Origin of the sequence: Paenibacillus chitinolyticus NBRC 15660, assembly GCF_000739915.1 — a bacterium.
Taxonomy (GTDB): domain Bacteria; phylum Bacillota; class Bacilli; order Paenibacillales; family NBRC-103111; genus Paenibacillus_F; species Paenibacillus_F chitinolyticus.
Map to the genome: position 1 here is coordinate 511,978 of NZ_BBJT01000004.1, position 14,846 is coordinate 526,823.

A 14,846-nucleotide genomic window follows, 5' to 3' on the forward strand; every position below is an offset into this window, starting at 1 on the left:
GTTCGTGTGAACACGCCGTCCCGCCTGCATCCTTTTATCCGTGGAATACCCGCGTAATTTCTGCATTTCCGTCGTTTTGTCTCTGCTTGATTCTAATCTTCACAGGGCTATTTCAAGCTCTTGACCATATCGTTTACTTTACCGGCCACCAGCTTGTAGAACTGGTACATGTCTTCCCCGGCCGCATATTCGGAACGGTCGTAATCGAGCGCCGATTTGGCTTCCTGATAAGAGGCTGCCATACCGCGCAGCGTTTCCACCAGTCCCGAGATATCTTCGGAAGCGGTCATCTCCTGGCTGCGTCTGGACGATTTGCGCTGCAGCAGGCTGAGCCGCTTGGCGTCGAGGGCGCGCATTTTGCTGTAAATCTCGTATTCGACGAACTTGTTCGTCTGCATGAGATTCACGAACGGCTCCCAAGGATCTTCGTCCGCATCGTGATCGTAGACATACAGGGCGCCTTTCTTGGCGATCGTCGACGTGTACATCGCTTCGATATACTGCGCGACGAATTTTTCCTCGTCCTGGTGGGCGCTGAGGGCCTGCTCCAGCTCACCGATTTTGCGCACGATATTGTCGTACTTGCGCACCTCTTCCCTTACCTGCTTGAGCAGTTCGGGAGAGCGGATGAGATTTTCCTTCGCCAGCTCTTCGTTGACACTGCCGAAGATATCTTTGCTGCGGTCCGCCTCCAAACCCGTCTGAAGAAGGGCCTTCAGATCGTTGACGCAGCGCTGCAGTTCGCCGAAGTTCGGACGCTGCGAACCCAGCTGGAGGTTATAAGCGGAAATGAACGCTTCGACATCGAACGGCTTCGTCAGCACGCATTCGTAGCGGTTGATCGTCCCGCTGTCTTCGCCCTTCAGGCGGACGGAGCGGTACTCCGCGGCGCGTTCGAACAAGCTGCGGACACTCGCGTTGTAGGACTTGACGCGTCCGTTCTCATACGTTTCGCCCCAGGATTTCTCGGGAATCGGAGACGGCAGATACGTCCAGTTCACGCGGTCCGTCTGCACGAGGTGGCGGCCGATACCTTCGGGCTCGAGAATAGTTCTCTCGTAACTTTCTTCATATACTTTAAGCGGCGTATACAGGAACAGCGGAATTCCGTTCTGGGTATTGAGCCAGAAAATCCGGTTCTTCACTTCACTCTCCTTAATCGTAAAGCGCGAGTTCGCGATCGCGTTGTCCTGGAAGTTGCGGATGCCCTTGAAAATGTTCGGGGCCTGAACCGGAACCGAAACGAATCCCCAGGACGGGAAGTTGAAGTGGCCCGAGCTGTTCGTCAGATGGAACACCGGCTTCGCTTCCTCGTACAAGCGGCTTGCGATGCGCCCTTCCACCAGCTTCTCGATGGAATCTTCGTGGCCGTACTTGATGACGAGATACTCTTCCATCGATTTCGTAATCAGCTCGCCGAAATGATCCGTCAGGAACTCGGAAACGGAGCCGATAACATCGACTTCCTGTTCCTTGATCCACTGGTTGGACTTCTCCAGCAGCTCGTTCGTGAAATCGCGGATCAGCTCGTCCGCGTTGCGGTCTTCCGTCACTTGGCCGATCAGCTTCGCGATGTCGGGAACGCTGACGACGTTCCAGTAGTACGTGCGATTGCCTTTGTGGTCGATTTCCTCGTCGCCTCTTGTGAGGATGTCGCCGTTTTTCTCGAAAATTTTGTTGAGTTCGGATAAAAGTTCCGTAAACACGAGATAAATGCGGGAGTTTTCCTGATTGATCAGATTGTACAAATCTTCGTAAAACTCGATCATCTGCTCCATCCGCTCACGGTCGGCGTGCAGCAGATACTCCTGGATTTTTGCTTCGATATAAGCGTCTTTCTTCCGGTCCTTGGAAATGAACGCGCTGCGCGCTTCGGTCATTTTCTGCTCGGAATTTTCCTCGGCCGCCTGGATGTCCCGCGGAATGCGGTACAAGCTTTCCTTAAGCGATTCGATATAGGAAGAAATGAGCTTCAGCAGGCAAAAGCCTTTGTCCTGCAAAATAATCCGGGACACGTAAAACGGCCCCTGCTCCGGATTGCGGAATATTTTCGTCACCTGCTCGGAGAAGGCTTCCTTCACCTGTCCCGGCAGCTGCTTGCGGGATTTGATGTATTCTTCGCGCGCCCGGGACAAGAAGCTCTGCTCCAGCTCGGTGTCGATGTTGACGACCTGCTGCTTGATCACGTTGGTATAGCTGAGCCGCTCGCTGTTCTGGTAGCCCGGAATCGGCTCCGGCACCCGCTTGTCGAACTCGCGGTGCAGCGAATCGGGATCAAGGCCCAGTTTATGCGCGAGCTTCTCTACCTCTTCCTGGGACGGGCCGGCGTCGAACATTTTTTCCATCCGCTTGAAGACTTGGTACGCCAGGTAGGTGGTCATTTCCTCGATCGGCAGTACGGCCGAGGAAGCTCCCAAAATGTTGTACTGGTAGTTGGCGGCATACGCCTTCGGCATCTGGTTGATGTTCGTGCGGATGTTGCTGATATAGTCGTGAATGGCAAATTCTTCGCCGGATTGCTTGTCCTCGCTCGCCATGAAGTTGGTGATATTCTCCGCCGTTACGTTCATGCAGTAGTCGTACGCGTTCTCCAGCAGCTTGCCTTCCAGATTGGTCGCCGAAATGAGGTGCGCCAGGTTGAAAGGCGGCATCGGCGAATTGACCGTCAGGATATTCGCGTACTGCTGCTTGAAGCGTTCCGTGCGCTCGTCGACGTTCATCCAGTAGTCGAGTTCCTTGAGCGCCGCGTAGCCGTTCTTCTTGATATACTCGCGCGAATGCTCGGTCAGGCTCTTGTTCGCCAGGTTCACGTCCGGCGTGAACAGATAGCCGAGCAGGCTGATCTTGTCGACGCCGGCGGAGCCGTAATCGCGCTCCAGAATGCCCCGGACAATGTACGAAATGTCGAGGAAGCAGCCGCTTCCCGTACCGCCGGACAGGCCGGTCAGAATGAACACCATCAGCTTTTTGTTCGTGCCGATGGACAAGGTTTTGATCTTGCGCTCCAGCGTCTGCACGACCTGCACGATCTTCGTGAACAGAAGCAGACGGCCCGCCTGACGGACGCCCGAAGCGCCGTTGATGCCGTCGGTGATCGTCAGCTCCGGCGACAGCCATTCCTTGATGTACGGCTCCAGGATGCTGCGGTTCTGCAGCACGCTGCCGATCTCGGCATTGGACAGGAGCACGAATTCCGTCAGCGGATCGAGCCCGATGCCTTTGTATTTCTTGTTGCGGTCGTGCTCGTTCGTTTCGATCGCGAGAAATTCGACGTTGTTCGGCTTTTCTTTCTTTTTCTTCGTAAAAGGATCTTCCGGCAGCTTGAATCTCCGGTTGATCTGGTATTTCAGGCGCAGCAGCGCATCAATGCCCGTACCGCCAAGGCCGATGACAAGCATCGGGTTGTCGATCGTATCGACGCGGATTTTATCGCTGATAATTCCGCCGCCGAGAGAGACGTCGAGCTGCTGGATATGTTCCCTGACTGTTGCTTTCATATCTAAAGGCCCCCCATGTGTGCATGTTTTTATTGGATTTCAAGCATTGGCTTATTTAATTTCTTATTTCAGATATTCCAGCGAAACGGACTTCTGGATATTCGGAACCGTCACGCGGATACGGTCGTTTTTCTTGAGTTCTTTGCCTTTCGCGGCATCGAACACCCGGCCGCCTTTCTCGATGGTGCAGGCGGACTCGTTAAACAGAAGAAGCGTGTCGTTCGGGCCCGGCTTGAAGACGATACCTTTGGTTTCCGCAAATTCCGGCGCGAGCGAGAGCAGCTGGTGCAGCTGAACCTTGCCTTTGAAGCCGCTGAGCTTCTTGTACTGCGGGTTCGTCCGCTCGCCGGTCTCTTCGTCCTTGATCTCTATGACCAGCTGGCCGAAAAAGCCTTTGTTCGCCTTCTTCCAGAAAGCGAGTCCGAACAAAGCGGCCGCCAGCAGGACAACCAGTCCGGCGATCCAGGAGCCGATTTTCACCCAGTTGACGCCTTTATCGCCGGATGCCTCTCCCGAAGAGGAGGCGCCGCCGCTTTTGGCGGAAACGGAGACGGGTGCGGATTCACGCGTGAAGTTGGCGCTTTCCACCTTTACCTTCACCTCGTAAGCGTGGGAATCGGCAACCTTCCAGCTGCCTTCGATGCCTTTGTCGGTAAGCGTCAAAGGCGCTTCGGACGCCTGCTTCGTGTCCAGGTCGGTGACGACCAGCGAAGCCTTGGCATTCTTGTACAACCCGGCGTCGGCAGCCTTCTGGCCTCCCGATTCCAGGTGGGCCTTGATGGCAATGCTGTCGCCTGCTTTGGCCGTTTTGGGGAGCTGCGCGTCCAGCACGACCTGCACATCGTAGTTGTACACGAGGTTGATGTCGATTTTTTCCTGCGGAACCCCTTTGATCTTAAGCGTCCAGTCGCCCTGCGCGGGGTTCAATATTTTGATCAGCGAATAGGCGTTTGACGAAGTATAGACGATTTTATCGGACGGAATGTTTTGCTCCTTGCCTTTGGGATCGAGCAGTTTGGCCTCCACCGGTTTGCCTGACATAATGGAGATGTTCGCTTCCAGGACACTTCCGTTGGGGATCGTCACTTTGACGTCCTGAAACTGGCCGTTTGCCGTAAAGCCGTTCAGAGGAACGACTTTCAGCTTCAAATGACTCGCATAAATTTCGCTCAAAATTTTCGGCAGATCTTCCGCCGAGCTGGTGACGAACAGCTTGCCGCCCGTTTCCTTGGAAACCGACTCCAGCTTATCCTTGTTCAGCTTGCCGTCCGCGTTCAGCCCGATAGTGTAAACCGGGATGCCCTTGTCTTTGGCTTTCTGCACGGCTTCGCCGAGCACTTTGTCCGAATCCGCCTGCGTTTTGCCGGGATTCAGGGAGTTGTTGCCGTCCGTCAGCAGCACAATGAGGGGCACATGGCCCTGTTCCGCGCCGGATTCCAGCACCTTCACCGCTTCGCTAAGTCCCACCGCCACGTCCGTGTACGGTCCGCGCGTCAGCTGGTCGATAAAGGTTTTCAAATCTTTCTTGTCGCCGGCATTGTTGATCTTGAGCAGCGCTTTCTCTCTCAGAATCTGGTCCGTATAAGCGACCACGCCGATTTTGTCCCCCTGTACGGAAGCCATGTCCACAAACATTTTCATCGCTTCGTAGCTGACTTTATTGACGTCACTTTCGTTCATAGAAGTGCTGACGTCCGCAGCGAGAACGGCATCGATCTTCGTATCGGTGGCGGCATCAGCCGCAAAGACTCCGCCCGGCACCGCCATGACAAGCAACAGCAATGCCAGAGCCATATAAGCGTATCGTTGTAATTTCATCACGGGATGTTTTCCTCCAAAGCTTGTAAGTTTACGCACGGCGGCAGGCGTTAAGAGCCGTCCGCGCTTCTTTTGTAGTAAAATGTAAAAGGTGGTAGAATGTTTGAACATCTCATTCACATCTTAACTTTTTCAAGAAGCTAATTCCACTTTTACGGGGGTCCGGAACCTAAAAATCCGGCAAATTTATGAAATTGTCCGATAGGAGAATGTTATGCTGACGATGATTGTTCTTGCCCTCCTGGTCCTCTTCGTCCTGATCCGCTGGCTGACGTGGAACTCCGCGAAACGCGCGGCCTTGACTTCCGAGAGCATCGACCGGGAATTTATGACCGAGCTGAACGAAGGTGACCCCTCATGAGCGGCAAAATTCCGGTAGAGCTGCGCAAAGCCCGTCAAACGGTCCATACTTATGAACGATTGAAACAGTGCACGCGTTGCGGCACTTACTCCGTGCTCTGGCACGATAACTGTCTCTCATGCGGAGCCGAGCGGAAATTCCTGTCCATCGGGGACATCGTCTCTTCCGTGCTCAGACGCAATATTCAGAGGGATGCTCTCATTCTGGCCGCGATCGCCTGCGCCGCCTTCTATCTCGCCCGCACTTTCCAGGAGATGGCCCTGTCGGCGGGAGCGGGAGTTCTGCTCATCGCCGTCTACGCTTTCCTGCGCAGAAGATATGCCGAGGCGCTGATGAACAACGCTCTGCGCAAGCTGCTGCTCGGCGAAAACCGGGCGATCCGCAGGGGCATCCTGCTGGACGTCGACGACGCAGCTTCCGATATGGAGGACGGGGATTTCAAGTCCGCCTACGAGAAGCTGAGGGAAATCGGAGCCCTCATTACCGGCAGCCATATCCGCAACCTCAAGGTGTACTGCCTGAACCGGTTTATTCTGCGCAGCGATATGGAGCTGGAACTGGGCACGCTCATTCCGGATGAGTTCGAACCCGGCTTCATCACTTACCTGTACGAAGCGGCCAAAGTCAACCCGGGCCTGGTGCAGCGCGATACCCTCGATTATGTGCAGAAATACCGCGTCCAGATCGGCGGGATGGTGGAAGGGCGGGCGACGCTCGCTCTGGTTGCCGCAGCCGCGCTGCGCGTGAAGGAATACGCATTCGAGTACGCTTCCCTCCTTTACGATTTCGTGGACGAGCTGCCCCGCGAGCGGTTCCTGCGGCTGTGCCGGCTGGTGAAGGACAACCCCGACCGGGCTCCCGAGCTGCGGCAGAAAGTACTGGAAACGGCCGCCCGCAAATACGGCAACGATCCCGAATTTGAGGGCTTCCTATGAAAGGACTGCACGTTATGCTAGGTTCTACGTACCACCGGTCCATTCGTTACAGAAACGGAGCCATTCTTTTGCTGGTCCTCATGCTGGGCCTTGCGGGATACAAAGGTTACAGCGTCTGGCACAAGGCCGACCTGTACGCCCGGGCCGCGGCCGAACAAGCCGCAGGCCGCGATGTCGAAGCGGAGAACCTCTACATGCTGGCCCGGGATATTTCTTCCTTCGATTATAAAAATAACGAAATCAGCGCTGCCCTGTCCGCCCTGCGTCCCGTTACCGAATTGAAGCGTCTGTTCGCCTCGCTCGCTTCCGAAATTGCCGTGACCAACGGGGGTTCGCAGGAACAGGCCCGGCTGCTGCAGGCTTATGCGGCCTATGGGGCCAAGAAAGCGGAAGTGGCCGCCGCAGACGAATCCGCCAAAAAACGCTTCGGTGAGCTGACGGACGCCTACAAGCTGGACGAGCAGTTTGCCGCCGCCTTGGCGGGAGCGAAGAAGTCGCTTACGGCCTTGCTCCAGCAGGGAAACGGTGCCTCGGCGCAGGAAGGCGAATCCGCCATGTCTCTGCTGCTTCAGCTTCCGGCTTCCGTCTATAAAGACGATAAAACCAAGCGAAAAGATTTGAACACGCTTTTCCAAAAATACGATACGACCCGGCTCCAGACGATTTTCAATCAGAAATCTTTCGATGAAGCACTCGGGGAAATCGTCCGGATCCGCCAGTTCTACTCGGAGCGTAAAGTGGAAGCGGCGTGGGTGCTCCCTAAAGCGGAAACCTATGTGCAGGGCACGCTGACCCGGCTGCTGGAAACGAACGACGTACCCGGATTTCTGACTCATGCGAAAACGTTCCAGAATCTGAAAGAGCTCTCCGGCTCTTCCTCCAAAGTGAATGCCTTTATTCAATCGTCCTTGCGCAAGCAAACGGCCAAAGCGGAGCAGCTTGCTTCCGCAGGCAAATATGCGGACGCGATCGCGCTGTACAAAGTGCTCGGGGACTATAAGGATACGGGCAAAGAAATCCGCCAGACCGAGATCCGGTGGATGGCGGCCGAGCCCGGCGTCCTTCTCGCGAAGGCGAAGGACAACGTCCGGTTCGTGCAGACCGCCGGAGCCAAAGGCCTCTGGGGCTCCGAAGCGATCGCCGCCGGCGTAACCGACCGCGGGACGCTGGTGACGGCGCGCCTGCTGGCCGACGGTTCGGTCGTCTCGACGGAAGGCGAGATCGGCGGCGGACTGGCCGTCAAGGCCGTCTCTTTCGCCGACGGGCTCGGCGCGGGCAAACTCCCGGTCGTGATGCTGGAGAGCCAGTCCCGCACCCGCAATGCCCGGTACACCGCTTACGAAGTGGACGCCTCCGGCCTGAACGCGCTGCTCGACGTGGAAGCCGACGGCTACAAGCTGCAGAGCGCGGGCGTACTGCTCGTCCGCAATCCCGCCGGAGCGGGTAGCGGACAAGAAGCGGTCTACAAGCTTCAGGGAGGGCAGTATGCGCTGGCGGAAGTTCCGCAGCGGGTGCCGGACCCTTCCCTCGAAGCGAAGGACATCCAACCGTCCGAGCTCCCGCAGCAGCAGGCGGAAACGGTTGTCCGCCTGCCTCTGGCGATTACCCGGATCGGCAGCGGAATGGCCGTGGCGGAGATGGACGGCCTGAATGTCCTGCTGTCCGGCAAGTTCTCCTGGAAGCCCGGCAATGCGGTCGTTACGGGCACCTATACCGGCGAGACGAAGATTCTTCAGGGCGACCGCTCCGTGCAAGCGTACAAAATCAATGTGAACCATATCGAACAGTGATTCCGGGCGTATGCTGAAAACGTGACGGCCCGGAACCGACCGGATTCATATCCGTTGAACTTCTTTATCCATGTTAAAACAACAGCAAAGGACATTCCCCCGTCTAAAGGCGGGGAAATGTCCTTTTGTTTGTTTATTGAGCCGAAAGTGCGGAATCCCGCCACTGGAAGGTCGGCTTCAAGCTCTTGATCCCGTCGAACAGATCGTGATACTCCGCGCTCGACTTAGCGTCTTCCAGACTGTACTGCACATCGGACGGGTAGCAGATATATACGTACCGGTCCCCTTTCGCGCCCAGATAGACGGTGCGGATCAGTTCGCTCGTTTGCTCGTAATCCTCTTTGGAGCCCACGTTTATCGAAAAAAGAAGGCCGCCGGCGGCTTTGCTTGCACGATGAATGAACCGGACGGAATCCCCGTCCTCTTCGATGTCGATTTTGCCTGCCCATCCCGCCGGAAGTTTGAACGAATATCCGTACGTCTTGTTGGCATAAGCCACCGTATTCAGCTTGCTCAAATCATAGACCTCCAGACTGCCGGGGCTAGGCCGCAGACGGCTCTCGTTCGCCCTCAGCCGCTGCACGAACGTAACGGCTTCGGCCCGGCTCAGCGTATCGTTTTTGCCGAAACCTTCCGGGGTCCGCTCTTCCTTGCCTTCGGCCAGCCCCACATCCAGCAGATACCGGATGGAATCGTCCACGCTGTAATGTCGGCCCGATGCGCTCGCGAGAAGCTGGGCCGCCCTGCCTCTCGTCAGCGCTTTCCGCGCGGAAGCGTTCCGGTCGATGGCGGACGTCTGAACGACGGGCCACCCCAGCCGGCTCGCATAGTCCACGTAAGGCGAAGCCCAGTCGGAGCTGTCTGGGGCCGACTTGAAATCTCCCGGCTGGTAGGCCCGGATCAGCATGGCCAGAAACTCGTTCTGCACAACCGCCTGGGCAGGCTTAAAGGTTCCGTCCGGATAACCGTCCACTAGTTTATTGCCGACGGCCCACTCGATAACGTCCCTGCCCCAGAAATCGCCGGGAACGTCTTTGAACGCGCTCCCTTCACCGTAAATCGCGGAAGCGTAGACACCCGATAAACTGAAAGCCAACAGCACGGCCGTGGCCGCTCTAGCCCCTTTTTTCATAGCACCGGTCACTCTCCAGTCCCTTTAATGGAAATCACATAAAAAAAGACCGGACTCCCTTTCAGAAGTCCGGCCGCTTCGCCTGATTCGGTTGAAATGGAAGACTATTCCATGCTACCAAATTCAGGCTGTCTTTTAAAGTTACAACATTCTCCGCTTTCGTAACCATTTGCGGATACCCTTCCGGCCATGATAAAGCTGCAGGGCGTTATTACGGAAAGTGCCGGGTGACGGAGGAAGACCTCCGGAACGACAGCGATCCGAACGGCACAGCGATCAGGTAGGCGGCAAAAATCGTAAAGATAAATATGATCGGATACATATATCTCGAAAACTGGACGAACGGAATATGAACCGCGATCACGTACGCGACTGTCAGCGCCGCCACGAGAATATCTCCCCTGCGATTGATCAAGGCCGCTATAAAACCCGCGACTCCCAGCACGCACAAAATAATATGGAGAGCCAGAACGAAATGATAAGACATGCCCCAGAAGTCCAGCCAGTAGAACGTCTGCTCGAAAGCCAGAATCGTTTTGTCGAACAAATACCATTTGATCGTTTCGAACGGTTTCGTTTTCAGGCTGTACAAAATAATGTGGCCGACTTTCTCCGTGGAGTCGTCGTAGACGTCAGGCGAATATTGCGGATATTCTTTAAAAAATCCCGGAGAAGGCTCGCCCGGAAGCACCCCCATCAGCATCGGATTGCCCGACGAGTCCGTAAACGGGATAAACTTGCCGAATTGAGCATAGTTCCGGACCCACCAGGGACTTAACAGCAGGCAGGCGGTTAGAACGATTGTCGCCGTGTACAGGACCATTTTCTTGAAAGGGACCCGCCGGATCAGCCAAGTGACGCCGATAACAAGCGGAAATAAAATAAATTGAGGCTTAAAATAAGCGCAAAGGGCCAGAAGAGCCCCGATTGCTATGTATTTGCCGACGGACGGCTTCTGAAGCGCGTACAGAGTCATACATACGAGCAGCAAGAAAATGATCTGGAAGATCCCCTCCGACAAAATCACGCCGCTGGTATAATAATTCGGCGGATACAAGGCGGCGATGATACAGGCGATCAGAGCGACCCGGGAATTGAACATGTGCCGGGCGATAACGAACAGCAGATAAACGGAAGCCGCCTGCAGAACACATTGAAAGAGTCTGACGGCGATCGCCGTATTTTCGTAATCCCCGAATATCCACATAAAAAAAGCCAGCATCACGGGAAAGCCCGGCATAATGAACAAGGTCGGGTTCGGATAACTTTTGTAAACGAGCGTCCCTTCCTCCAGAAGCACCTTGGCCGCATACATATATTTGACGTCGTCATTGTCCATTTTCTCGTAGGTACCCAATAAAAAAGCGTCTCCGTAATAAAGTGCCGTAAAGGCGGAAACGGCCAATACAATTGCCATGAGCGCATATAAAATTTTTTTTGTTCTCAGGTTCTCTTCCTTTAAAGTAAACATTTCCCTATTCCCCCTTCCTCACCGGATCATCATACACTATCTTGGAGGAAGGGTTCAATACATTTCCTTTATTCCCTGACGGGCCCATCTAAAGGACGTCGGACGTTTCTATTTTACGGATGGACCAGAACGCGGCCAGCACACCGACAGCCGCAAAAACAAGCGGAAGGATATATCCGGCACTCAGCGCGAACCCCATGTTGTTCGAATCGGTGATGGTTACCAGGATGACGGCGGAAACAATCGTCGCGGGAACCGATTTCTTCATCATGCCGAACAGAAGCGGAATCAGGCAAAGCCCTGCCGCCGACACGGCGTTCAGCAGCATACGCAGAACGTGATCCACGATCATTGGGGCGGTTAACGTTTCGTGAACCATATTCAGCGAAGCATCCGCCAGCAGAAAACCGCCGGTTACAAACAAGCCGGAGAGGAAAACCGTAGCGAAGGTCCAGAGACTGACCAGCAGCAGCTTGGCTGCCATGATCTTTTTCCGGCGGACCGGGTAGGTGAACAGAATGTTGACCGTTTTGGCATTGTACTCCCCGATCACAAGCTTGGCCAGGATAACGGAGGCAAAAATAACGAAGGTGATCTTGACGAACCCGATGATGACACCGAACGCCATCTTATAGTCCTGAAAAACATCAATGCCGCCGTCTACCTGTTCCGCCACATGAATACCGCTGATAAGCAGCAGAATCACGGCGTTGGCGATCAGAATGCCTGGGAAGTATCGGCCGATTTTATATTTTTTAAGCTCGAGTTTCATCAATTTAAGCATGGACGCCACCTCCGTGAATGGATTGCAGGAAATAGTCTTCGAGCGAGCTACCCTTCTTGTTCAAGGCCTCGATTTGAACTCCGTTAAGAAGCAAGCCTTTGGAAATTTCCGCCTGCGAGACTCCCCGTTCGTAAATGCGCAGCGTTGTATCGCCGACGACTTTGTAGTTGCGCATACCCAGCTCGCTTTCCAGCACATAAACCGCTTTGTTGAGGTCCGGCGTAACCACTTCGATATATTCGGTATTTCTGCCTCTTACTTCGTCCATCGGTACCTGTTCGATCAGCTTGCCTTCGCTGATGACGCCGACCGTATCGGCGATTTGTTCGATCTCGCCCAGAATATGACTGGAGATCAGCAGGGTGATGCCGTATTCCTTGCTCAGCATCTTGAAAAGACTTCTCAGTTCCTTGATGCCGACGGGATCCAGTCCGTTAATCGGCTCGTCGAGCAGCAGCAGTTCCGGACGGGTCGTGATGGCCCGTGCGATTCCGAGCCGCTGTCTCATGCCGAGCGAGAAGTCTTTGACCGGCTTGCGGTCGATATTTCTCAGCTGAACCAGGTCCAGCGCCTCCCCGATGGCGGCTTTATTATGGAAGCCCATGTATTCGCAATGGAGCTCCAGATTTTCCAGTGCGGTCAGCCTGTCGTAAAACACCGGATACTCGATAATGCTGCCCATCCGTTTCAGAATCTCGTAAGAGTTTTCCGTTAATTTTTCACCGAAAATTTCAATTTCGCCGCCGGTCGGTTTAATCAGGTTCGTCATCATTTTCATCACGGTCGTTTTGCCCGCTCCGTTCAATCCGAGAAACCCGTAGATTTCCCCCTGCCGGATCGTCATATCGACGTCCGAAATCACTTCTTTGCCGTCAAACACTTTCGTCAGCCGCGTCGTTTTCAGCAGTGTGCCCATTTCATTAGCCCCTTTCGTATCTCCTCTTTCTGATTCTTAGTTTAGCTTCCGATTTTCTCTTTTTTATTACTCGATTCTTACAAAAATCTTACGTCCTTCCGTAAGCTGTTTTTTTGAATTTTACGGTGAACGACGTTTTCACGTACGGCTTGCTGGTCAGCGTAATAACGCCGCCGAGCTTCTCCACCAGCCGTTTCGTGATCGTAAGCCCGAGGCCGCTTCCCTGATAAAGAGGGTTACGGGAATCCTCCAGCGTATACATGCGCTCGAAGACCCGGTCCTGATGAAACTCGCTGATTCCCTTGCCCCGGTCCCACACCTCGACATAGGCATGTTCCTCGTCCTCGCGCAGAGTGAGGCCCAGCATATTCCCGTCGCTGCCGTATTGGGAGGCGTTGGAGATCAGGTTGTTCAAAATGCGCACCAGCGCCTCTTCGTTCCCCATCACGTAAATCGGAGTCTCCGGCATCGCGATTACAACCTCCACCCCCTTGGAGGTCAGCGGTTCATAGAAAGCGAGGATCGTCTGCGAGCACACTTCGTTAAGAAGGATACGGTTCAGGGGGATGTCCCGGTCACCGGACTCCAGGCGGGCGAGATCGAAGAATTGATTGATCAGAACGAGGACTTCCCGGGCCTTCGCATGGACTTTGTCGAGCAGCCGTTCCCGTTCTTCCGCCGGTGTGGACGGATTTTGAATGAGCGTTTCCATATAGCCGAGCACCACAGTAAGGGGCGTTTTGAGATCGTGAGAAATGTTCGCGAGCATTTTGCGCATCGAATCTTCGGTTTTATTGTACGTAGCCGTCATCCGCTGATTGGTCTCCACAAGCCCGTTCAGCCTGTTCAGCAGGGCGATTAGCTGCTTGTCGTCCGTCAAGTGCAGCAATTTCCCCCGGGCGGCGCCTCCGCTTAAAATCCCGTCTAACCGGGCCGTTATGTAGGCGAGGCTTTCGTCCCGCTTTTTTTTGCTTCTGTATTGAACGAAGTGAAGCACGAGAGAGACGGCAAGCAGGGCGAGCAGCAATCCCGTCCAACCGCTCATTCGCCGAATTCTCCCAGCTTATAGCCGATTCCCCACAACGTCTTGATGTAAACCGGATTCGACGGATCGTCTTCGATTTTCTCCCTCAGCCGGCGCATATGGACGTTGATGACATTTTCATCCCCGTAATAATCGTCTTCCCATACCGAGCTGTAAATTTGCGCTTTCGTAAAAACCCGTTTGGGATGAACGGCAAACAGTTTCAATAGATGAAACTCCTTGGACGTCAGCTTCAGCTCTGCCCCGTTTTTGCTTACCGAAAAGTTTTCGAGGTCGATGACCAGATCGCCAACGCGCAGCACTTCGGGCGGGGCCGGCGTCCGTTCCGCGGGTGCGGCCGCCGCATACTGCGTCGCCCTGCGAATCGCCGCCTTGATCCGGGCGGCCAGCTCGATCATGGAGAACGGCTTGGCGATATAATCGTCCGCGCCGAAACCGAGACCGAGCGCCTTATCGACGTCGCCGTCCTTGGCGGACGTAATCAGGACGGGGACGAGGCTCGTCTGCCGCACCTTCTGGAGAAAGTCCATGCCGCTCAGTTTCGGCAGCATCAGATCCAGCAGAATCAGGTCGAATTGCCGGCCGGCAAACTTGCGGACCGCTTCTTCCCCGTCGTAGGCGCGCACGACTACGAACCCTTCCTTCGTCAAATAATCGCTTACCATATCGCTGATTTCCGTATCGTCTTCCACAAGCAGCAGTGTATTTTGCATGTTCATCCCGTCCATTCCTGCAATCTGTTTCGGTTGAATCATATCATGTTTCGGAAAGACCCGGTAGAAAGTTCCATAAGTTTTACGGCAAAATAAAACCTGCCTCGTCGTCCTGAGACGCCGGGCAGGTTGTTAAAACGAGGCTGTATTCGACGGGGGAGCTGTCCTCCCAAGGTCCTCCCTCCGGCACTCACCGGAATGCGGAACATGAAAGTAAATACTAGAACCGCAGCGTGATCGGCGCTTCGCCCATTAGCTCAGTTCCGCACCTTATAAAATTTCCCGAGGCAGGAGGGATTCCTCGCGTTACTCATGAGTTACTTGTGTTACTCTTGTTACTCTTGTTACTCTTGTTACTCTTGTTACTCTTGTTACTCTTGTTAC

Annotated in this window: 11 protein-coding genes; 3 read left to right on the plus strand and 8 right to left on the minus strand. The window is 54.7% G+C overall.

Going from position 1 to position 14,846, the window contains the following annotated elements; all coding sequences use genetic code 11:
• Positions 1-107 precede the first annotated feature (107 nt).
• A complete protein-coding gene (locus PCH01S_RS12335; protein ID WP_042229680.1) occupies positions 108-3,497 on the minus strand; it encodes a tubulin-like doman-containing protein in 3,390 nt (1,129 codons plus the stop codon).
• A gap of 63 nt (positions 3,498-3,560) precedes the next feature.
• Complete coding sequence (locus PCH01S_RS12340; protein WP_042229682.1) at positions 3,561-5,315, minus strand: vWA domain-containing protein; 1,755 nt, start codon at positions 5,313-5,315, stop codon at positions 3,561-3,563.
• A 214-nt stretch (positions 5,316-5,529) separates the two neighbouring features.
• Between PCH01S_RS12340 and PCH01S_RS30880 the strand changes: the two genes are divergently transcribed.
• The 3 genes from PCH01S_RS30880 to PCH01S_RS12350 are packed head-to-tail and all read left to right on the plus strand — an operon-like array spanning position 5,530 to position 8,401.
• Positions 5,530-5,676: a hypothetical protein gene (locus PCH01S_RS30880; RefSeq protein WP_164977109.1), complete on the plus strand. Its 147-nt coding sequence runs from the start codon at positions 5,530-5,532 to the stop codon at positions 5,674-5,676.
• Complete coding sequence (locus PCH01S_RS12345; RefSeq protein WP_042229683.1) at positions 5,673-6,611, plus strand: hypothetical protein; 939 nt, start codon at positions 5,673-5,675, stop codon at positions 6,609-6,611. Before PCH01S_RS30880 ends, PCH01S_RS12345 begins: the two co-directional genes overlap by 4 nt.
• A gap of 14 nt (positions 6,612-6,625) precedes the next feature.
• A complete protein-coding gene (locus PCH01S_RS12350) occupies positions 6,626-8,401 on the plus strand; it encodes a hypothetical protein (protein WP_241688798.1) in 1,776 nt (591 codons plus the stop codon).
• A gap of 133 nt (positions 8,402-8,534) precedes the next feature.
• On the opposite strand, the gene PCH01S_RS12355 is transcribed toward PCH01S_RS12350, so the two are convergent.
• From PCH01S_RS12355 to PCH01S_RS12380, 6 genes are all read right to left on the minus strand, one after another.
• Positions 8,535-9,533, minus strand: coding sequence for an S-layer homology domain-containing protein (locus tag PCH01S_RS12355; RefSeq protein ID WP_042229687.1), 999 nt, complete (start codon positions 9,531-9,533; stop codon positions 8,535-8,537).
• Between the two features lie 211 nt (positions 9,534-9,744).
• The gene (locus PCH01S_RS12360; protein WP_042229689.1) at positions 9,745-11,004 is read right to left on the minus strand and encodes an ArnT family glycosyltransferase; all 1,260 of its coding nucleotides are present in this window, start codon (positions 11,002-11,004) and stop codon (positions 9,745-9,747) included.
• An 88-nt stretch (positions 11,005-11,092) separates the two neighbouring features.
• Complete coding sequence (locus tag PCH01S_RS12365) at positions 11,093-11,788, minus strand: ABC transporter permease (protein ID WP_042229690.1); 696 nt, start codon at positions 11,786-11,788, stop codon at positions 11,093-11,095.
• The gene (locus PCH01S_RS12370) at positions 11,781-12,704 is read right to left on the minus strand and encodes an ATP-binding cassette domain-containing protein (RefSeq protein WP_042229693.1); all 924 of its coding nucleotides are present in this window, start codon (positions 12,702-12,704) and stop codon (positions 11,781-11,783) included. Before PCH01S_RS12370 ends, PCH01S_RS12365 begins: the two co-directional genes overlap by 8 nt.
• A gap of 88 nt (positions 12,705-12,792) precedes the next feature.
• Positions 12,793-13,749, minus strand: coding sequence for a sensor histidine kinase (locus PCH01S_RS12375; protein WP_042229694.1), 957 nt, complete (start codon positions 13,747-13,749; stop codon positions 12,793-12,795).
• Positions 13,746-14,468 (minus strand): response regulator transcription factor, encoded by a 723-nt coding sequence (locus PCH01S_RS12380; RefSeq protein WP_407670209.1) that lies wholly within the window; start codon positions 14,466-14,468, stop codon positions 13,746-13,748. The genes PCH01S_RS12375 and PCH01S_RS12380 overlap by 4 nt, the downstream gene beginning before the upstream one ends.
• Positions 14,469-14,846: the final 378 nt, after the last annotated feature.